Source organism: Mesorhizobium sp. B2-4-1, from assembly GCF_006442185.1.
In the GTDB taxonomy this organism is placed as follows: domain Bacteria; phylum Pseudomonadota; class Alphaproteobacteria; order Rhizobiales; family Rhizobiaceae; genus Mesorhizobium.
Window position 1 is genome coordinate 22154 of sequence record NZ_VFVN01000018.1, and the last position, 19425, is coordinate 41578.

Sequence of the window (19425 nt, forward strand, 5' to 3'; positions counted from 1 at the left end):
TGCGGTACCCGCCGTGGCTAATGCCAGCATTGCGGTACCCGCCGTGGCTAATGCCAGATGATTATTTCAGTTAGATGACAAACGACTTTTCGCGAAAGCGATTGCGGTGGATCGGCCGGCCGTGGTCGTCCACAGGCTCTTTTTGCGCACCGATACCGCATGGCCTGCAGGGCGCCGCCAGCCGCCTAGTTCGACGAGACGCTGACCTAGGGATTGGACCGCAGCCATTCGCGGTTTGCCTCGTGCAAAAGCCCGCCGCGCATCCTATATGGAGCCGACAATCCCTTTCGAGGCCGCCGAAATCTTTCAAGGCCCATCCATTCGAGGCAAGCCATGAGCGACGCACAGACGCAGATCCCCGTAACCGTTCTGACCGGCTATCTCGGCGCCGGCAAGACGACGCTGCTCAACCGCATCCTGTCGGAAAACCACGGCAGGCGCTACGCCGTCATCGTCAACGAATTCGGCGAGATCGGCATCGACAACGACCTGATCGTGGAGTCCGACGAGGAAATCTACGAGATGAACAATGGCTGCGTTTGCTGCACGGTGCGCGGCGACCTGATCCGCGTCGTTGAGGGCCTGATGCGCCGGCCCGGCCGCTTCGACGCCATCGTGGTGGAGACCACGGGTCTCGCCGATCCGGTGCCGGTGGCGCAGACCTTCTTCATGGACGACGACGTGCGCTCCAAGACGAAGCTCGACGCCGTGGTGGCGCTGGTCGACGCCAAGCACCTGCCGCTCAGGCTGAAGGATTCCAAGGAAGCCGAGGACCAGATCGCCTTCGCCGACGTCGTCGTGCTCAACAAGACCGACCTCGTCACACCAGAAGAACTGGCCAAGGTGGAAGCGACGATCCGCGCCATCAACCCGGCCGCAAGGATCCATCGCACCACCCGCGCCGGCGTGGCGCTGTCGGAAGTGCTCGACCGCGGCGCCTTCGACCTGTCCAGGGCGCTGGAGAACGACCCGCATTTCCTCGAGGCGCATGACGACCACCATGGTCATGATCATGATCATGACCACGACCACGATCATCACCACCACGATCATGACGGGCACGATCATGACCACGATGGACACGACCATCACGCGCACCCATCCGACATCCATGACGTGACGGTGCAGTCGGTTTCGCTGCGGGGAGGCGAGATGGATCCGAAGAAATTCTTCCCCTGGATCGAGAAGGTCACCCAGATGGAGGGGCCGAACATCCTGCGCCTGAAAGGCATCATCGCCTTGAAGGGCGACGACGAGCGCTACGTCATCCAGGGCGTGCACATGATCATCGAGGGCGACCACCAGCGCGCCTGGAAAGACGGCGAGAAGCATGAGAGCCGGCTGGTGTTCATCGGTCGCGAACTGGACCCCGAACGGCTGAGGAAGAGCTTCGAGGCCTGCCAGGCCGCTTGATTTCCGGACTTTATGGCGGTAGCGCTGCCCGCTCTTCCTTCTCCCCTTGCGGGAGAGGGTGGGGCCGCGCCTGGCGCGCTGGCGGCTCCCGAGACGACCAGCAACAATCTGGAATGGACCTGTCCTACATGCCGACCGTCGCCCCGCTTGATCTCGAAGGCCATTGCCTTGCCGCCGTCTTCCTCGGCGACGTGCCGCATTTCGCGCTGGCCGACGGCACCGTCCATCGGCTCGACAATGGCCACAAGACGGTGCAGGCCAATGACGGGCTGCTCGCGGCCTTCCACGATGCCGCCAATGACCGGCTGCTCACCGGCGGCGAAGACGGCAAGGTGTTTGCGGTGAAAGCGGGCGGCGAGGCCAAGGAATTGGCGAGCGCGGGCAAGAAGTGGGTCACCAGCGTCGCCGCTGGCCCGCAAGGTGCCATCGCCTACGCTACAGGCAAGACCGCCTATGTGCGCTTTGCCGACGGCCGCACAAAAGAGTTCGCCCATCCGCGTTCGGTCGAGGGGCTGGCATTTTCGCCCAAGGGCATGCGCTTCGGCGTAGCGCGCTACAATGGCGCGACGCTGCATTTCCCGGCCGCCGAGGGCAAGCCGGTGGAGCTCGAATGGGCCGGCGCCCATACCGGCATCACCTTCTCGCCGGATGGCGCCTTCCTGGTCACCACCATGCAGGAAAACGCGTTGCACGGCTGGAAGCTGGCGGACGGCAAGCACATGCGCATGAGCGGCTATCCCGCCAAGGTCAAAAGCCTGTCATGGAGCGTGAAAGGCAAGTGGCTGGCGAGTTCCGGCGCGCCGGCGGCGATCGTCTGGCCGTTTTCAGGCAAGGACGGGCCAATGGGCAAGGCGCCGCTGGAACTCGGTACGCGCGGCAATGCGATGGTGACCTCAGTCGCCTGCCATCCGAGCCAGGATGTCGTCGCCATCGGCTATGAGGACGGCATGGTGATGGCGGTGCGTTTTTCCGACGCCAAGGAAGTGCTGTTGCGCCGCCCCGGCAAGGGCGCCATCACCTCGATGATGTGGGACAGGGAGGAACGGCGCATCGCCTTCGGCAGTGCCGCCGGCGACTGCGGCGTTATCGACATCACGGGTTAGGGGAGTAGGGGAGTAGGGGAGTAGGGCAATATGGGAGCGGGTTTAGAGCATCCGGGCCGTTGAGCGCCTACTCCACTACTGCGCCAGAGAGGGGGTTCATGCACAGCGCCCACACGTCCATTGGCGGCGTCAGCCGCGACCGCATTGCCGCATTGCGGGATACCGAAGGCGCCAGCTTCCGCAAGGCGCGGCCGAAATCGCAGGCCAAGGCCGGCAACGGCCTGCCCGGCTTCTTCGGTGGCGTGCCGATGCACTGGATGAACGACTGGCCGACGCCGTTTCCGATCCTGGTCGAGAGCGCCAAAGGCGCTACGATCACCGACATCGACGGCAACAGGCTCGACGATTTCTGCCTCGGCGACACCGGATCGATGTTCGGCCATTCGCCGCCGGCGATAGCGCGCGCCATCCGCCGGCAGGCCGGACGCGGCCTGACATACATGCTGCCTTCGGAAGATGCGCTCGCCATTGGACCGCTGCTGCAACAGCGCTTCGGCCTGCCGTTCTGGCAGATCGCCACGACGGCGACCGATGCCAACCGCTTCGCGCTGCGCGTTGCCCGCGCCGTCACCGGGCGAGAAAAGATATTGGTTTTCAACGGCTGTTATCACGGCTCTGTCGACGAGACGATGGTGCGGCTGATCGACGGCAAGCCGGCCAACCGGCCCGGATTGGCCGGAGAATTCCGCGACCTGACCCGCACGGCCAAGGTCATCGAGTTCAACGACGTTGCCGCGCTGGAGGCAGCGCTCAGGGACAAGGATGTCGCCTGCGTCATCGCCGAACCGGTGCTGACCAATTCCTGCATGGTGCTGGCCGATCCCGGTTTCCACGAGGCGCTGCGAAAGCTGACGCGCGCGGCCGGCACGCTGCTTCTGATCGACGAGACACACACGATCTCGACCGGACCGGGCGGCTATACCGCGAAATACGGGCTGGAGCCGGACCTGTTCGTGCTGGGCAAGCCGATCGCCGGCGGTGTACCGGCAAGCGTGTGGGGCATGAGCGAAGAAGTCGCCTCGCGCTACGCCGACTACAACAGGACGAAAGAGCCGGGTTATTCCGGCATGGGCACGACGCTCTCAGCCAATCCTCTGCAATTCGCGGCCATGCGCGCCGCGCTCGAAGAGGTGATGACGGCTGAAAACTACGACCGCATGGATCATCTGGCGCGGCGGCTCGATGCCGGGCTGACCACGGTCATCGACCGCTACCGCCTGCCATGGCATGTCGCCCGCGTCGGCGCCCGCGTCGAATTCATCTGCGCGCCGGGCCCGCTGCGCAATGGGGCGGAGGCGGAGGCCGCGCACGCGCCGGAACTCGAAGCCGCCATCCATGTCGCGCTGGTCAATCGCGGCGTGCTTATCGCGCCCTTCCACAATATGATGCTGATCTCTCCGGCGACCACTGGCGCCCAGGTCAACCGGCTGATCACCGCCTTCGGCGCAGTTGCGGCGGAGCTTGCGGCATGAGACAAGCCACCCAACAGACAGGCGCGCAAGCCAGGCCGGGCTCCATCATGACTTCACCTTCGGGCTCGACGCCCACCGAGGCGCAGGCCTTTCTCGACGCCCATCCTGAGATCGAAGCCTTCGATATCGTGCTGACCGATGCCAACGGCGTCGGCCGTGGCAAGATCGTGCGCCGGCACGAGCTGAAAGCCATCTTCGAAGGCGGCCGGCACATGCCGATCTCGATCCTCGGCCTCGACATCACCGGCGAGGACGTGCACGAGACCGGGCTGATCTGGACCACCGGCGACGGCGATCTGCGCGCCTGGCCGATTCCTGGCACGCTGGTGCCGCTCCACGGGACCAACCCGCCGCGCGGCCAGGTGCTGATGGCGATGTATCATCTCGACGGCGCGCCGATGTCATCGGACCCGCGGCTGGCGCTGGCAAGGCAGGTCGACATATTGGCGTCCAAGGGGCTGTACCCGGCCGGCGCCTTCGAGCTCGAATTTTTTCTCCTCGCCAATGAGCGCGACAGCGACGGCAAGGTGCAGCCGGCGCACGCCGTGCTGGATGGCCGCGTCTCGGGCAAGACCGAGGTCTACTCGGTCGACCATCTGCACGGCATGGAGCCGCTGTTTACCGACATCTATGCCGCGGCCAAGGCACAGGGCATTCCGGCCGAGACCGTGATTTCCGAATATGCGCCCGGCCAGTACGAATTGACGCTGAACTACCGCAAGGATGTGATGCGGGCGGCCGACGACCTCGTCATGCTGAAACGGCTGGTTCGGGCGCAGGCGCGCCGCCATGGCGTCACCGCTTGCTTCATGGCCAAACCGATCGAGAAATATGCCGGCTCCGGCATGCATTTCCACGTCTCGCTGCAGGACAAGGCTGGCCGAAACGTTTTTTCGGAGGCCGGTGGCGAGAGTTGGTCGCTGCCACTGCTGCGCGGGCTGGGCGGCCTGATCCAGACCATGGCGGAATCGATGCTGGTGTTTGCGCCGCACGCCAATTCCTGGCGGCGCTTCGTCTCCCAATCCTATGCACCGGTGGCGCCGACCTGGGGCGTCAACAACCGGTCGGTGGCGCTGCGCGTGCCGGCGGGCGACGCCAGGAACCGGCGCATCGAGCATCGGCCGTCGGGCGTCGACGCCAACCCCTATCTGATCGCGGCAACCGTGCTTGCCGGCATCGTCAAAGGGCTCGACGAAGGCCTCGACCCCGGCCCCGAGACGACCGGAAACGGCTATGAGGCGGCGGTGACGCGCACGACCATGCCGGTCGACTGGCGCGCGGCGATCGAGGCGGCCAGAGCGTCCAGCTTCCTCAAAGGCGCGCTCGGCGAAGACCTGCACCGCACCTTCGTGGCGATCAAGCAGTCCGAATACCTGCGCGTGGCGCGCACGGTCAGCGAGCTGGACTATCACCTCTATCTGCACGAGGTCTGAGCCCTCGGAGGAACCATCGCCCTTCCCGTCCATTTCAGTGTCAGAACCGACAGGACAGGATGATGGCGACCACAGGCCAAACGCATGAAGCGAAGAGGCCGGCCAGGCGCATTTCCGGGCCGTCCGACGAGCCACTGCCAGATGTCACCTCGATCTCGGAGCTGCGTGAGGTAGCGAAGGCTTGCCACCGCTGCCCGCTGTGGCGCGATGCGACGCAGACCGTGTTCGGCGAAGGGCCTGACGGCGCCAAGGTGATTTTCGTCGGCGAGCAGCCCGGCGATCAGGAAGATCTCGCCGGCGCTCCTTTCGTCGGCCCGGCCGGCAGGGTGTTCGACGCCATACTGGACGACGCCGGGGTCGACCGCCAGAAAGTCTACGTCACCAATGCGGTCAAGCACTTCAAGTTCGAGCCGCGCGGCAAGCGTCGCATTCATTCCAAGCCGAACGCCGGCGAGATTCAGGCGTGCCGCTGGTGGCTCGACCAGGAATTCGGACTGATCAAACCGAACCTTGCCGTGGCGCTTGGCGCAACGGCGGCATTGTCGCTGCTCGGCAAGGCGGTTCCGGTGACGAAGATGCGCGGCCAGGCGATCGAGCGGGAAGATGGCATGCGTGTGTTCATCACCATCCATCCCTCCTTCATCCTGCGCATCCGTGACCGTGCGGACAAGGAGGCCGAGCGAGAACGGTTCCTTGACGACATGAAGCAGGTGAAGCGGCTGATGGCTGCCTGATCCAAACGATTAGCGAATCAGGATGGCCCTGAGATCGTTGACATTGGTGCCGGTCGGACCGGGCACGAACAGATCGCCGACCGCGTTGAAAGCCGTCCAGGCATTGTTGCCTGCCAGCATCGCCTTGGCGTCGATGCCGGCCGCGCGCATGCGCGCGACCGTGGAACCATCGGCGAAGGCGCCGGCATTGTCTTCCGAGCCGTCGATGCCGTCGGTGTCGGCGGCCAGGGCGTGAATGCCCTTCACATCATTGATGCCGATGGCGAAGGCGAGCAGGAATTCGGAGTTGCGGCCGCCTTTCCCCTTGGCACGCAGCGTCACCGTGGTCTCGCCGCCGGACAGGATCAGCACCGGCTTTGAGAAAGGCCGATTGCGTGTCGCTACTTCGCGCGCGATGGCCGCGTGAACCCCGCCCACCTCGCGGGCTTCGCCTTCGATGGCATCCGAGAGAATGACAGCTTCGATGCCCTGTCGGCTCGCTTCCGCTGCGGCTGCTTCGAGCGACACGCCGGCGGAGGCGATCAGATGCACCTCGTTGCGCGAAAAGCGCTCATCCCCGGGAATTGGTGCATCGGCGGCCGGTGAATTGATATGCGCCATGACCGAGGCCGGCAGGTTCATGCCGTAGGCTGATATCGACGCCAGCGCATCCGCCCGGCTGCCGGTGTCGGGAACGGTCGGGCCGGATGCGACCAGCGCCGGATTGTCACCGGGAATATCGGAGACAACCAGCGACACCATTTTGGCCGGCCAGGCGGCGGCGGCCAGCCGGCCTCCCTTGATGGTGGAAAGATGCTTGCGGATGGTGTTCATCGCCGCGATCGGCGCGCCCGACGCCAGCAGCGCCTCGTTGACGGCGATCTCGTCGGCCAATGTCAGGCCGGTTGCCGGTGACGGCAGCAGCGCCGAACCGCCGCCGGAAATCAGCGCCACCACCAGATCGTCGGCGGTCAGCCCTTGCACCTTCCCGAGCAGCCGCCGCGAAGCCTCGAGCCCGGCGGCGTCCGGCACCGGATGCGCCGCCTCGATGATCTCAATGCGCTCACATTTCGCGCCATAGCCGTAGCGGGTGACGACCAGTCCTTCGAGCGGGCCGTCCCATGCTTTCTCGAAGGCCGCCGCCATCTGCGCCGAGCCTTTGCCGGCGCCGATCACGATGGTGCGGCCCTTGGGCCTGACCGGCAAATGATAGCGGATGGTCTTTTCCGGATCGGCGGCGGCGACGGCGGCGTTGAAAATGGAAGTGAGGAAGGATTTGGGATCGGTAATGGTCATATCGGGCAGCCAGCAGCGTTTCGCGCATTCTTGCAAGGCTGGCGCTGCCCCTCTTCCTTACCCTCTCCCCGTGAAAATCGAGGAGAAGGTGCCGGTCCACCCTCCGCAGCAGCTGCGCAGCTGCTGCGGAGGACGGGCAGGCGGATGAGGGGCGGCGCCGACGTCACGATTTTTCTTCCGGCGGCAATACCAGTTCGCGCTTGTCGATACCCAGATGATCACACAGCGCATCGACCACCACGCCGTGATCCTGGCGCTCCGGCAGGCCCGAAACGGCGATGACGCCGATGACCCCGACACCCTTGACCGTGACGGGAAAGCCGCCGCCGGCCAGCACGTAGTCGGCAATATCCAGGCCCTCGCCGATCTTGAAGGTGCGGTCGGGGCGCTGCTGTTCCAGCACCATGCGGTAAGTGCTTTTCAGGAACCGCTTGACGACGTTGATCTTGCGCCGCGCCCAGTCGGGATTGGAAGCGTTCGAGCCCGGCATGGCGGCGTAGAACAGCGGCCGGTCGAAGGTCCTGATATCGGCGATGATCGGGAGATTTTCGGCGAGCGCCCGGTCGCGGATCGCGGATCCGATACTGAACGCAACAGCCTCGTCGAAGGCGGGAAAGACAAGGGCTTCCTCCTGTCTCTTGATCAGAGCGATGTCTTCGGCAACGGCCATGTCGTTCCCTTTCAACGTCGCCGCACGCTTTGACGGATGGTTGCCGCTGGGTCAAGCCCGGGTCAAGCAAGGAACGCGCCGTCACGTTCTAAATTGCCAAATCGGTTTTTGCCGGCCGACCCGCCACATAGACCTCGCGCACGGCGCGATCATCGCCCAGCGTCTGCAAGAGAAAGAGTTCCTGCGCCAGCGTCTCGACGGTCTCCATCCTGAGCCGCATCGACGACGTCGCCCTGGCGTCCAGCACGACGATATCGGCATCGGTGCCTTCCTCCAGCGTGCCGATCCTTTGCGCCACCGACAGCGCCTCGCCGTTGCCGCGCGTGACCTGCCAGAAGGACTGGAACGGGTTCAGCTTCTCGCCGTTCAGCGCGATCACCTTGTAGCCCTCGTCCATGGTGCGCAGCATGGAATAGTTGGTGCCGCCACCGACATCGGTGGCGGCGGCGATGCGGAGGGCTTTATCGCGGGTGCGGTAGCGCTGATAATCGAACAGGCCGGAGCCGAGGAACAGGTTCGAGGTCGGGCAGAACACGGCTACGGAGCCGCTGTCCGAAAGCGCGTCCGCCTCCCGCTCCGACAGATGGATGCAATGGCCGAGCAGGCTCTTTCTCCCCAACAGCCCGTAATGCTCGTAGACGTCGGTGTAATCGCGCGACCACGGATAAAGCTCCTGCGTGAAGGCGATCTCGGCATGGTTTTCCGACAGATGCGTCTGGATGTGCAGGTCGGGGTATTCGCGGCATAGCGCGCCGGCCATCTCCATCTGCTCCGGCGACGAGGTGATCGCGAAGCGAGGTGTGATGGCGTAAAGCTGCCGGCCCTTGCCGTGCCACTCCCTGATCAGCGCCTTGCTGTCGTCATAGCCCGATTGCGGCGTGTCGAGCACGCCATCGGGCGCATTGCGGTCCATCATCACCTTGCCGGCGATGTTGAGCATGTTGCGGTCATGCGACTCGGCGAAAAAGGCTTCGGCGGAGGCCTTGTGCACGGAGCAGTAGGCGGCAACCGTCGTGGTGCCGTGGCGCACCATCTCGTCGAGGAACAGCCGCGCGACGCGCCGGCCATGCTGCGCATTGGCGAACTTCGTCTCCTCCGGGAAAGTGTAGGCGTTCAGCCAATCGAGCAGTTCCGCGCCGTAGGAGGCGATGATCTGCATCTGCGGGAAATGCACATGGGCATCGATGAAGCCCGGAAGCAGCAGATGCGGCCGGTGATCAATCCTTCTCGCTGTCTCGCCTGCTTTCCTTTCAACATCGACGTAAGCGCCCGCAGCGACGATCCTGCCGTCGTGGATCAGCAGGCCGCCATCCTCCTCGTAGCGCCAGGCGGAATGATCATCGATGCTTTCAGGCCAGCGCACGAAGGACAGCGTGCGGCCACGCAGAAGTGTCGATGTCATGCTTATTTCCCCGCGCCTTCGAACCAGGCCACCAGCAGCGCCCGCTCCTTGTCGGTGATCTGGCTGACATTGGCGGGCGGCATGGCATGGCTGCGGCCGGCCTGCAGATAGATCTCGCGGGCATGCTCGGCGATGCCGGCGTCGGTATCCAGCATCACGCCCTTGGGCGCATGGTAGATGCCCTCGTAGACCGGCTCCTGTGAATGGCACATCGAGCAGCGGCCGAGCACGGTGTCGCGCACGGCCGGGAAATGGGCCGAGGCGATATAGACTTGCGCCGAGGCGGACGCCTTTGGTTCGCCGGTCAACACCTTCGGCACGGTGGACAACCAGACGATGATGAGGAACAGGACAAGGGCGCCCAGCCAGGTCCAGTGCGGGTTGCCGGCGCGCTTGTGCACGGTGTTGAAGTAGTGGCGGATCAACACGCCGATGATGAACACCAGGGAGGCGATGATCCAGTTGAACTCAGTGCCGAACGCCAGCGGGTAATGGTTCGACAGCATCAGAAACAGCACCGGCAGCGTCAGGTAATTGTTGTGGAGCGAGCGCTGCTTGGCGATCTTGCCGTATTTCGGATCCGGCTTGCGGCCGGCGATGAGGTCGGCAACGACAATCTTCTGGTTGGGGATGATGACCATGAAGACATTGGCCGACATGATCGTGGCGGTGATGGCGCCCAGATGCAGGAAAGCGGCGCGGCCGGTGAACAGATGGGTCAGTCCCCAGGCGATGAACACCAGCACGCAGTAGAGCACCAGCATCAGGCCTGTATCGCTTTTGCCCAGCGGCGAACGGCAGAGCAGGTCATAAACCACCCAGCCGACGCCGATCGTCGCCATCGACAGGACGATCCCGACCGGCACAGACATCGGCAGCACGTTGGGATCGATCAGGAACAGGTCGGCCCCGGCATAGTAGACCACGCACAGCATGGCGAAGCCGGACAGCCAGGTGGCGTAGGATTCCCATTTGAACCAGGTGAGGTGTTCCGGCATCTCGGCCGGCGCGACCAGGTATTTCTGGATGTGATAGAAGCCGCCGCCATGCACCTGCCACTCCTCGCCGAAGGCGCCGACAGGCATGCCCGGTCGCTGGCGCAAACCGAGATCAAGCGCGACGAAATAGAAGGACGAGCCGATCCAGGCGATGCCGGTGATGACGTGCAGCCAGCGCACGGCAAAGCTCAGCCAGTCCCAGAAAATAGCGAAATCCATCATTGAAGTCGTCCCTGCCGATGAAGCGACTTTACGGTGTGGCGCGCAAACGGAAAGAGGCGAGGTGTGCGATGACTTTCAAAAAAAATTGGAAAATACTAGGTTGCTCGCACACAGCTTGATTGAAAGCCCCTGAACCGCATGGCCTATCTCGACAACATCGCTGTCTTCGTCCGCGTGGTCGAGCTCGGCAATCTGTCGGCGGCCGGGCGCGACATGCGCATTTCGCCGGCGGTTGCTTCCAACCGCATCAAGGAGCTGGAGAAGCACCTTGGTGTGCGGCTGTTCAACCGCACGACACGACAATTGATGCCGACCGAGCATGGCACGGTGTTCTACACCGGCGCCAAGCAGGTGCTGGAAGCGATCACCGAGGCGGAGGCCGCGGTTTCGGCCCTTTCCGGTCAGCCGCGCGGCACCATCCGCGTGACCGCGCCGCTCGGCCTCGGCCGCCGCCTGGTCGCCTCGGGTATTCCCGATTTCCACGACAAATATCCTGATATCGAAGTGCGGCTGAGGCTCTCGGATCACAATGTCGATATCATGAAAGAGGGCATCGACGTCGCCTTCCGACTCGGTATCATCGAGGATTCCAGCCTCAGGATGCGCGGCATCATGGAATGCGAGCGGGTGCTGGTCGCGGCACCCAAATATCTGGAGGCGCGCGGAGAGCCGGCCGAGCCGCAGGAACTGATCAGCAGGAAGCACGATTGCCTGATGCTGCGCTATTCCGGCGCGCGCGAATATGTCTGGACCCTGCAGACGCCGAACGGGCCGCAGAAATTCGAGGTGCACGGGCCCTATGATACGGACGATGGCGACGTGCTGACCGGCTGGGCGCTGTCGGGGCGCGGCATCATCAACAAGCCGCGCTTCGAGGTCGAGCCGTTCATCCGCGACCGGCGGCTGAAGATCATCCTGGCCGGCACGCCGCCGACGCCGGTGCAGTTCGCCGCCGTCTATCCGCACAAGAAGCTGCAGGACCCGAAGGTGCGCCTGCTGCTGGATTTCATGGCCGAGCGCTGCCAGCGGCTGATCAAGGACATACTGGTCGGCAAGTGAGCGGCTCCTGGCCCAGTCGCAAGGGTTGCCTTGCGCGAAGGCGAACTTAGGTTCGCGGATGCCGCCTCATGGCCGATGGGCTTTGCGCCGACTGACGAGCTAGCCACAATGCATCTCACCGTTTCGCTCAACATTGCCTCCACGGCCGGGCAGGCCGGCGCGCTCACCTTCAGCGACTTGGCCGGCTTCGCGCAGCGGGCGGAAGCGGCCGGGCTGGACATGATTGTTCTCGACGATGCGCCGCCGGGCAGGGCCGGGTCGGGCAACCCGTTCGAAGCGACGACCCTGCTTGCCGCACTGGCGACCGTGACGAGCAGGATCGGGCTGGTCGCCACCGCGTCGATGGTTGCCCACCAGCCCTACAATCTGGCGCGCCGGTTCGCCTCGCTCGATATCATCAGCCACGGTCGCGCCGGATGGAACGCAACCATGGCGCAGGCGCCGAGCGAGGCGGCCAATTTCAGCCGGCCGGATGGATTTTCCAGCGACGAGTTTCGCCGCCGCTCCGAGGAATATATCGGCATCGTCCAGGGCTTGTGGAATGGCTGGGAGGCGGACGCGCTGTTGTTCGACAAAGACAGCGGCCGCTTTCACGATCCCGGAAAAATGCACCAGCTCGACCACAAGGGCGAATTCTTCGCCGTGCGCGGACCGCTGAACGTGGCGCGTTCGCCGCAGGATACGCCGGTTCTGGTCCTGTCCGGCCTGGCGGCAGGCGACCTCGACATTGCCGCGCGCACAGCCGATGTCATCCTGCTGGACGAAAGGCAGGCAGCGCGGCGCAAGGCACGCCATGACGAATTCAGGCGCCGCGTTTCCGCGTCCGGGCGCGAACCGAATGCCGTGAGGATATTGGCTGACATATCCCTCGCCGCCAACGGCGTCGCCGGGCTGGCCGACAGGATGGAGGAAGAATTCCGGGCGAACAATTGCGACGGATTCAACATCCGGCTGTCCGCGCACATTTCAGCGCTCGACGATTTCACCAATCGCGTTCTGCCGGAGCTGCGGCGGCGCGGCGTGATTCGACAGAGCTATGGGGGCACAACGCTGCGCTCGCATCTGGGACTCAGCGGCGGAGGCGACCGATGACCGCGCGCCAGATGAAGCTCGGCGCCTTTCTGTGGGCGACGGGCCACCATATCGCCGCCTGGCGGCATCCCCAGGCCCATGTGAAGGCCGGGATCGACATCGATCATTACGTCGCGCTGGCGCGCACGGCGGAAGCGGCGAAATTCGACCTGTTGTTCTGCGAGGATGCGGCCGGCCTGCGCGAAGCCGATGTCAGCATCGCCAGCCAGACCTCGCGTTCGATCGGCTTCGAGCCGATCAGCCTGCTTTCCGCACTCGCTGTCCAGACCAGCCGCATCGGCCTCGTCTCCACGGCTTCGACCAGCTACAACGAGCCTTACGGGCTGGCACGAACCTTCCTTTCGCTCGACCAGCTGAGCGGCGGGCGCGCCGGCTGGAACCTGGTCACGTCGGCCAGCCCGATCGAGGCCGCCAACTTCGGCGCAACGGGTCTCAGACCCCACGCCGATCGTTATGAACGGGCACGAGAATTCGCCGAAGTCGTCACCAGGCTTTGGCACGGCAAGCTCGGCGCCTCCGGCCATGACGGCCAGAGCTTTTCGGTGTGCGATCCACTCGATTTGCCGCGTTCGCCGCAGGGCGCCCCGGTCATGGTTCAGGCCGGCGCCTCGGATGTCGGTCGCGATCTCGCCGCTCGCACCGCCGATGTGGTGTTCACCGCAGCGCAGACTTTCGCGGAAGCGAAGGCTTTCTACGACGATCTCAAGGGCCGTCTGGCGGCCTATGGACGCGAACCGGACGACATCAAGATCATGCCCGGCGTCGCCCCGGTGGTGGCGGAAACCGAAGCGGAAGCGCGGGCGAAATACGAGGAGCTGCAGGAGCTGATCCCCGATGACGTCGGCGTAGCGCTGCTGTCCAGCTATCTCAGCATCTCCGATCTTCGGCGCTATCCGCTCGACGGGCCGCTGCCCGAATTGCCGGAGAGCGAAGGCATGAAAAGCCGGCAGGCCCTGGTCATCGAGCAATCGCGCCGCGACGGCCTTTCCATCCGCCAGCTTGCCCGCCATTTCGCCGGCGCACGCGGCCATTGGCGCATCGTCGGGACCGCGGTGCAGATCGCAGACGAACTCCAGGCCCGGTTCGAGGGCGGTGCGGCGGACGGCTTCAACGTCATGCCGTCATATTTCCCCGGCGAACTCGATGCCTTCGCCACCCTGGTTGTGCCGGAGCTGCAGCGGCGCGGCCTGTTTCGCAGGGAGTATGAGGGCCGCACACTGCGCGATCATCTGGGCTTGAAGCAACCGGTATAGCCGCGACGTGACCTTACCCGGCCGTCGTCCTATCATGCGGCATCTGACGTCCGGCATTTGACGCGGCGCCGTGATTGACCAGCGCCGTCATGATCTCGGCGGCCGCTAGCGCGGCAATGACGGATGGGCGCTTGTCTTTCACGGCGTCACCGCCGATTGGGGAAACGAGGCGGGCAAACTGCGCTTCCGTACCCTCCGCCGATTTCAGCAACCAGTTCCTGAACGTCGCTTTCTTGGTCTTCGAGCCGATCATGCCGACATAGGCGGTGTCGCCACGCTTCAGGGCTTCGGCGACAATCAGGAAGTCCAGCGCATGATCATGGGTGAGGATGGCGAAGGCGCTGCCTGCAGGCGCGTTGCGCACCTCGGCTTCAGGCATCGGGGTCAGCCGCGTCTCGATGGCTTGCGGCATTCCTTCAAGCGCGTCGGCCCGTGTTTCGATGACGACGGCACGCACAGGGAGAAGGGCGACCGCGGAGGCCAGCGCCTGGCCGACGTGGCCGCCGCCGAAAATGTAGACATAAGGCAGTTCAGCCTGCTCGATTTCCGCGGCCGAAATCAGCTCCTGCGCCAACGTCGCATCGACGAGGCGGATCGACACTTCGACACGCCCGCCACAGCATTGGCCGATCTCCGGGCCGAGCGCCACCTCGAGGATCACGCGGGTGTCGGGGCGGGTTTCTTCACCCTCCCCCTTAGGGGGAGGGTCGGACGGCAAAGTCGTCTGCGGGGCTGTGAACGCCACTCCCCCACCCCGTTTCGCTGAAGCCGCTTCGCGGCGTCCGCTCGCCGACCCTCTCGACAAGGGGGAGGGTGAAGAACCAAGCATCTGCCTAGCCTTGTCGATGGCCATATATTCGAGCTGGCCGCCGCCGATCGTGCCCGATGTCGCCGCTTGCGAGACAAGCATGAAGGCGCCCTTCTCGCGCGGCGTCGAGCCCTTCGTCGCCGCGACCTCGACGAGCGCGACCCGGCCGGCTTGGCCAAAAAAGGCTTTCAGGCTTTGCACAGTCGCGTTCATTTTCACATTCCCTGTCGGGAAATATAGGCCTTTTCGGCCTGTTTTGCACGTTTTGCCGGTGTCAGGCCTTCGCCTCTTGCTTCAGCCGCTCGATCGCCATCAGCACGCGTTCCGGTGTCGCAGGCGCATCGAGACGCGGACAGATCCTGTGGTCGGCGACGCTGGCCACCGCGTCAGACAGGGCATGCAGCACCGACATGCCGAGCGGGAAGGGCGGCTCGCCGACGGCCTTGGAGCGGTGGATTGTCGGCTCACCGGCCTCCGGCCAATCGGCCAGTGTCACGTTGAAGATCTTGGGCCGGTCCGACGCCAACGGGATCTTGTAGGTCGACGGCGCATGGGTGCGCAGCCGACCCTTCTCGTCCCACCACAATTCCTCCGTCGTCAGCCAGCCCATGCCCTGGATGAAACCGCCCTCGACCTGGCCGAGGTCGATCGCGCGGTTCAGCGAGCGGCCGGTCTCATGCAGGATGTCGGTGCGCTCGACCATGTATTCGCCGGTCAGCGTGTCGACCGAGACTTCCGAGCAGGAGGCGCCATAGGCGAAATAATAGAAGGGACGACCCTCGCCCTTATCGCGGTCCCAGTGGATCTTCGGCGTCTTGTAGAAGCCGGCCGCCGAAAGCTGGATGCGGGCCATATAGGCCTGCTTGACGAGGTCGGCGAAAGGTATCTCCTGGTTGCCGATGCGCACCCTGTTGGGCAGGAACAGCACCTGGTCGCGCGGCACCTGGTATTTCTCGGCGGCGAAATCGGTCAGCCGGTCCTTGATCTGGCGGGCGCCGTTCTGCGCCGCCATTCCGTTGAGGTCGGTGCCGGACGACGCGGCGGTGGCCGACGTGTTCGGCACCTTTCCGGTGGTCGTCGCGGTGATCTTCACCTGGTCGAGGTCGATCTGGAGCTCTTGCGCCACCACTTGCGCCACCTTGACGTTGAGGCCCTGCCCCATCTCGGTGCCGCCATGGTTCAGATGCACCGAACCGTCGGTGTAGACATGCACCAGCGCGCCGGCCTGATTGTAATGCGTGGCGGTAAACGAGATGCCGAATTTGACCGGCGTCAGCGCCAAGCCCCGCTTGATGAAGCGGCTGTTGTTGTTGAAGGCCGAGATCTCGCGCCGGCGCCTTGCATAGCTGGCGCTTTCTTCCAGTTCCGCGACGATGCGGTGGATGATGTTGTCCTCGACCGCCTGGTGGTAGGGCGTGACGTTGCGGTCGGCGGTTCCATAGAAATTCCGCTTGCGGATCTCAAGCGGGTCCTTGCCGACGGCAAACGCCACCTCGTCGATGATACGCTCGGCGCCGACCATGCCTTGAGGGCCGCCGAAGCCGCGAAAGGCGGTGTTCGAGACCGTGTTGGTGTAGAGCGGCGCCGACTGTGCATGCACAGCCGGCCAGAAATAGGTGTTGTCGCAGTGGAACAGCGCGCGGTCGGTGACCGGGCCTGAAAGGTCCGCAGAAAAGCCGCAGCGCGCCGCGAACATGAAGTCGACGCCGAGAATATTGCCCTCATCGTCGAAGCCGGCTTCGTAGTCGATGAGGAAATCGTGCCGCTTGCCGGTGGCGATCATGTCGTCATCGCGATCGGGCCGGATTTTCACTGCCCGATGATGCTTCTTGGCTGCGATCGCGGCCAGCGCTGCAAACTGGTTGCCCTGCGTTTCCTTGCCGCCGAAGCCGCCCCCCATGCGACGCATTTCCACGGTAATGGCGTTGCTCGGCACGCCGAGTGCATGACCAACCATGTGCTGGACTTCGCTCGGATGCTGCGTCGAGGAATAGATGGTGACGTCCTGATCCTCGCCGGGAACCGCCATCGCGATATGCCCTTCGAGGTAGAAATGCTCCTGGCCGCCGACGCGCATTTTTCCTTTCAGCCGGCGGGGGGCCTGACGGATCGCAGCAGCCGCGTCGCCGCGCTTCAGCGTCAGAGGCGGCGTGACGAGTTTGTCCTTGCTCGGATCAAGCGCGCCGATGTCGGTGACGAAAGGCAATTCCTCGTATTCGACCCTTGCCAGCCTCGTGGCGCGCCGCGCCTGCTCGCGCGTCTCGGCAATCACGCAAAAGATCGGCTGGCCGAAAAACTGTACCTTGCCGTCGGCGAGTACCGGCTCGTCATGGCGCCCGGTCGGCGAAATGTCGTTCTCGCCCGGCACATCCTTTGCCGTGAGCACGTCGATCACGCCGGGGGCGGCGCGCACCGCCGACAGGTCCATTTTGGCGATGGCGGCATGCGTGGCCGTGGCCAAGCCGAGGCAGCCATGCAGCGTGCCCGCCGGTTCGGGCATATCATCGATGTAAACGGCGCTGCCGCTGACATGCTTGTGCGCGGAATCATGGCGCTGGTCTGTGGCGACGCCGCCGACGATCTTTTCGGCCTTTAAATTGGCGCTGGCGTGCTTGTTCATCATGCCGCCTCGTTGCGCGACACCTGGAACGGTGCCCTGGTGCCGGTGGTTTCGACAAAGAAACGCAGCAACAAGTTTTTCGCCGCCAAAGCCCGATATTCAGCGCTTGCCCGCACGTCGGTGAGCGGCGTGAAATCCGTTGCGTATTCGGTCATCGCCGCCTCGACTGTTTCTTCGGTCCAGGGTTTGCCGAGCAGAGCTTTCTCGACCGCCGCAGCCCGCTTCGGCGTCGCCGCCATGCCGCCATAGGCGATGCGGATATCGGCCACGGTGCCGTCCCTGGCCAAGGTCAGAAAAAACGCGCCGAGGGCGGCGGTGATATCCTCGTCGCGGCGCTTGGTGATCTTGTAGACGCCGAACTTCGTTTCGTTTGCCGGAACCGGCACATGCACGGCCTCGACGAACTCGCCGGCCTGCCGGTCCTGCTTGCCATAGGCGATGAAGAAATCCTCGAGCGGGATCGTGCGCCGCTTGCTTCCACGGCGCAGCGTCAGCCGCGCGCCGAGCGCGATGAATGGCGGCGGTGTGTCGCCGATCGGCGAGCCATTGGCGATGTTGCCGCCGATCGTGCCCATGTTGCGCACCTGTTCGCCGCCGATGCGATCGAACAATGGCCCGAGCGCCGGGATGCGTTTCGACAGCATCGCGAAGGCATCGGAATAGGTGACGCCGGCGCCGATCGAGATCACGTCCTTGTCCTCGGCAATGGCGCACAGCCCGTCGAGATTGCCGATGAAGATGACAGGCGAAATATCGCGCATGTGCTTGGTCACCCAGAGACCGACATCGGTCGAGCCGGCGACGATGGTGGCGCCCGGTTCCTTGTCGAGCACGGCGGCGAAATCGTCAACGTCAGCCGGCACGACGAGCCGCGCCTTGCCGGCGCCGATCTCGATCCGTGCGCCGTCGCCCATCGCCTCGAGTCTGGCCATGATCGACTGACGCTCCAGCGCCAGCGGATCCTTCTGTGCTTTGCCGTAGCTGGAGATGGCGCGAGCCGCGCGCATGATCGCCTCATAGCCGGTGCAGCGGCAGAGATTGCCCTGCAAGGCCTTTTCGATGGCCGCGTCCGACGGTTCCGGTGATTTCATCCACAAGCCGTAAAGCGACATGACGAAACCTGGCGTGCAGAAGCCGCATTGCGAACCGTGGAAATCCACCATCGCCTGCTGCACCGGGTGCAACTGGCCCGGCGTTCCACGGAGATGCTCGACCGTCACGACATGGGTGCCGTCCAACGAACCCAGAAAGCGGATGCAGGCGTTGACACTTTCATAGACCAGTTCGCCGGCGGAAAGCCTGCCGACCAGCACGGTGCAAGCGCCGCAATCGCCCTCTGCGCAGCCTTCCTTGGTGCCGCGCAGCGATCGGTCGAGCCGCAGCCAGTCGAGCAAGGTCGCGTCAGGCGCCACGGATGACAGCACGACATCCCTGCCGTTGAGGATAAAACGAATATCGTTACGGATCTTGACCTCGGCCACGTCTCAGCTCCCCCTGTAAGTCGAATACCCGTAGGGCGAGACGAGCAGCGGCACATGATAGTGCACGGCATCCGCCATGCCGAAGCGGATCGGCACGGTGTCGAGGAAGGCCGGCTCGGGCAGTTTCGTTCCCTGGCGCCGCAGATAGTCGCCAGCGGCGAAAACCAGCTCGTATTCGCCGGTCTGGAAATCCGCGTCGGCCAAAAGCGGTGCGTCGCAACGGCCATCGGCGTTGGTGGCGACCGTCTTCAGATGCGTCCTGGCCGGGCCATCGATCCGGTAGAGCGCGATCGACAATCCCGCCGCGGGCTTGCCGGTTGCCGTATCCAGGACATGGGTCGTCAGACGCCCGCCATCGATTTTCGACGTTTCTGCCATTGTCCGCCTCCC

Annotated in this window: 16 protein-coding genes; 8 read left to right on the plus strand and 8 right to left on the minus strand. The window is 64.4% G+C overall.

The window, feature by feature from the left end:
• Positions 1-333 precede the first annotated feature (333 nt).
• From FJ949_RS28700 to FJ949_RS28720, 5 genes are all read left to right on the plus strand, one after another.
• Entirely contained in the window at positions 334-1413 is a 1080-nt protein-coding gene (locus tag FJ949_RS28700; RefSeq protein WP_140501147.1) for a GTP-binding protein, read from the plus strand.
• Positions 1414-1541: 128 nt separating this feature from the next.
• Positions 1542-2516, plus strand: coding sequence for a WD40 repeat domain-containing protein (locus FJ949_RS28705; RefSeq protein WP_140501149.1), 975 nt, complete (start codon positions 1542-1544; stop codon positions 2514-2516).
• A gap of 98 nt (positions 2517-2614) precedes the next feature.
• Positions 2615-3988 (plus strand): aspartate aminotransferase family protein, encoded by a 1374-nt coding sequence (locus FJ949_RS28710; protein WP_140501151.1) that lies wholly within the window; start codon positions 2615-2617, stop codon positions 3986-3988.
• Positions 3989-4035: 47 nt separating this feature from the next.
• Positions 4036-5421 carry a glutamine synthetase family protein gene (locus FJ949_RS28715; protein ID WP_140501251.1) on the plus strand — a complete coding sequence of 462 codons (1386 nt, stop codon included), beginning with the start codon at positions 4036-4038 and terminating at the stop codon, positions 5419-5421.
• Positions 5418-6155: a UdgX family uracil-DNA binding protein gene (locus FJ949_RS28720; RefSeq protein WP_224647248.1), complete on the plus strand. Its 738-nt coding sequence runs from the start codon at positions 5418-5420 to the stop codon at positions 6153-6155. Before FJ949_RS28715 ends, FJ949_RS28720 begins: the two co-directional genes overlap by 4 nt.
• 9 nt (positions 6156-6164) lie before the next feature.
• Here FJ949_RS28720 and FJ949_RS28725 read toward each other — a convergent pair whose 3' ends face one another.
• From FJ949_RS28725 to FJ949_RS28740, 4 genes are all read right to left on the minus strand, one after another.
• Complete coding sequence (locus FJ949_RS28725) at positions 6165-7430, minus strand: glycerate kinase (protein ID WP_140501155.1); 1266 nt, start codon at positions 7428-7430, stop codon at positions 6165-6167.
• A 163-nt stretch (positions 7431-7593) separates the two neighbouring features.
• Entirely contained in the window at positions 7594-8100 is a 507-nt protein-coding gene (locus FJ949_RS28730; protein WP_140501157.1) for a heme-degrading domain-containing protein, read from the minus strand.
• A gap of 88 nt (positions 8101-8188) precedes the next feature.
• Positions 8189-9502, minus strand: a complete 1314-nt coding sequence (guaD, locus tag FJ949_RS28735) for a guanine deaminase (RefSeq protein WP_140501159.1) — start codon at positions 9500-9502, stop codon at positions 8189-8191.
• Positions 9503-9504: 2 nt separating this feature from the next.
• Complete coding sequence (locus tag FJ949_RS28740) at positions 9505-10722, minus strand: urate hydroxylase PuuD (RefSeq protein WP_140501161.1); 1218 nt, start codon at positions 10720-10722, stop codon at positions 9505-9507.
• Positions 10723-10860: 138 nt separating this feature from the next.
• Between FJ949_RS28740 and FJ949_RS28745 the strand changes: the two genes are divergently transcribed.
• From FJ949_RS28745 to FJ949_RS28755, 3 genes are all read left to right on the plus strand, one after another.
• Complete coding sequence (locus FJ949_RS28745) at positions 10861-11781, plus strand: LysR family transcriptional regulator (protein WP_140501163.1); 921 nt, start codon at positions 10861-10863, stop codon at positions 11779-11781.
• A gap of 108 nt (positions 11782-11889) precedes the next feature.
• Entirely contained in the window at positions 11890-12873 is a 984-nt protein-coding gene (locus FJ949_RS28750; RefSeq protein WP_140501165.1) for an LLM class flavin-dependent oxidoreductase, read from the plus strand.
• Positions 12870-14126: an LLM class flavin-dependent oxidoreductase gene (locus tag FJ949_RS28755; RefSeq protein ID WP_140501167.1), complete on the plus strand. Its 1257-nt coding sequence runs from the start codon at positions 12870-12872 to the stop codon at positions 14124-14126. Before FJ949_RS28750 ends, FJ949_RS28755 begins: the two co-directional genes overlap by 4 nt.
• A gap of 13 nt (positions 14127-14139) precedes the next feature.
• On the opposite strand, the gene xdhC is transcribed toward FJ949_RS28755, so the two are convergent.
• The 4 genes from xdhC to uraH all read right to left on the minus strand — a co-directional run bounded on the left by xdhC (position 14140) and on the right by uraH (position 19413).
• On the minus strand, positions 14140-15147 hold the full coding sequence (xdhC, locus tag FJ949_RS28760; RefSeq protein WP_140501169.1) for a xanthine dehydrogenase accessory protein XdhC: 1008 nt from the start codon (positions 15145-15147) through the stop codon (positions 14140-14142).
• 61 nt (positions 15148-15208) lie between these two features.
• Entirely contained in the window at positions 15209-17554 is a 2346-nt protein-coding gene (xdhB, locus tag FJ949_RS28765) for a xanthine dehydrogenase molybdopterin binding subunit (RefSeq protein ID WP_140501253.1), read from the minus strand.
• Positions 17554-19035 carry a xanthine dehydrogenase small subunit gene (xdhA, locus tag FJ949_RS28770; RefSeq protein ID WP_140501171.1) on the minus strand — a complete coding sequence of 494 codons (1482 nt, stop codon included), beginning with the start codon at positions 19033-19035 and terminating at the stop codon, positions 17554-17556. The genes xdhB and xdhA overlap by 1 nt, the downstream gene beginning before the upstream one ends.
• 3 nt (positions 19036-19038) lie before the next feature.
• The gene (uraH, locus tag FJ949_RS28775; protein WP_140501174.1) at positions 19039-19413 is read right to left on the minus strand and encodes a hydroxyisourate hydrolase; all 375 of its coding nucleotides are present in this window, start codon (positions 19411-19413) and stop codon (positions 19039-19041) included.
• Between the last annotated feature and the right edge of the window lie 12 nt (positions 19414-19425).

Excerpts from the sequence above, each read along its gene's own strand:
- FJ949_RS28700 (WP_140501147.1), top strand. The coding sequence starts at position 334 with ATGAGCGACGCACAGACGCAGATCCCCGTAACCGTTCTGACCGGCTAT.
- FJ949_RS28705 (WP_140501149.1), top strand. The coding sequence starts at position 1,542 with ATGCCGACCGTCGCCCCGCTTGATCTCGAAGGCCATTGCCTTGCCGCC.
- FJ949_RS28710 (WP_140501151.1), top strand. The coding sequence starts at position 2,615 with ATGCACAGCGCCCACACGTCCATTGGCGGCGTCAGCCGCGACCGCATT.
- FJ949_RS28715 (WP_140501251.1), top strand. The coding sequence starts at position 4,036 with ATGACTTCACCTTCGGGCTCGACGCCCACCGAGGCGCAGGCCTTTCTC.
- FJ949_RS28725 (WP_140501155.1), bottom strand. The coding sequence starts at position 7,430 with ATGACCATTACCGATCCCAAATCCTTCCTCACTTCCATTTTCAACGCC.
- FJ949_RS28730 (WP_140501157.1), bottom strand. The coding sequence starts at position 8,100 with ATGGCCGTTGCCGAAGACATCGCTCTGATCAAGAGACAGGAGGAAGCC.
- guaD (WP_140501159.1), bottom strand. The coding sequence starts at position 9,502 with ATGACATCGACACTTCTGCGTGGCCGCACGCTGTCCTTCGTGCGCTGG.
- FJ949_RS28740 (WP_140501161.1), bottom strand. The coding sequence starts at position 10,722 with ATGATGGATTTCGCTATTTTCTGGGACTGGCTGAGCTTTGCCGTGCGC.
- FJ949_RS28745 (WP_140501163.1), top strand. The coding sequence starts at position 10,861 with ATGGCCTATCTCGACAACATCGCTGTCTTCGTCCGCGTGGTCGAGCTC.
- FJ949_RS28750 (WP_140501165.1), top strand. The coding sequence starts at position 11,890 with ATGCATCTCACCGTTTCGCTCAACATTGCCTCCACGGCCGGGCAGGCC.
- FJ949_RS28755 (WP_140501167.1), top strand. The coding sequence starts at position 12,870 with ATGACCGCGCGCCAGATGAAGCTCGGCGCCTTTCTGTGGGCGACGGGC.
- xdhC (WP_140501169.1), bottom strand. The coding sequence starts at position 15,147 with ATGAACGCGACTGTGCAAAGCCTGAAAGCCTTTTTTGGCCAAGCCGGC.
- xdhB (WP_140501253.1), bottom strand. The coding sequence starts at position 17,554 with ATGAACAAGCACGCCAGCGCCAATTTAAAGGCCGAAAAGATCGTCGGC.
- uraH (WP_140501174.1), bottom strand. The coding sequence starts at position 19,413 with ATGGCAGAAACGTCGAAAATCGATGGCGGGCGTCTGACGACCCATGTC.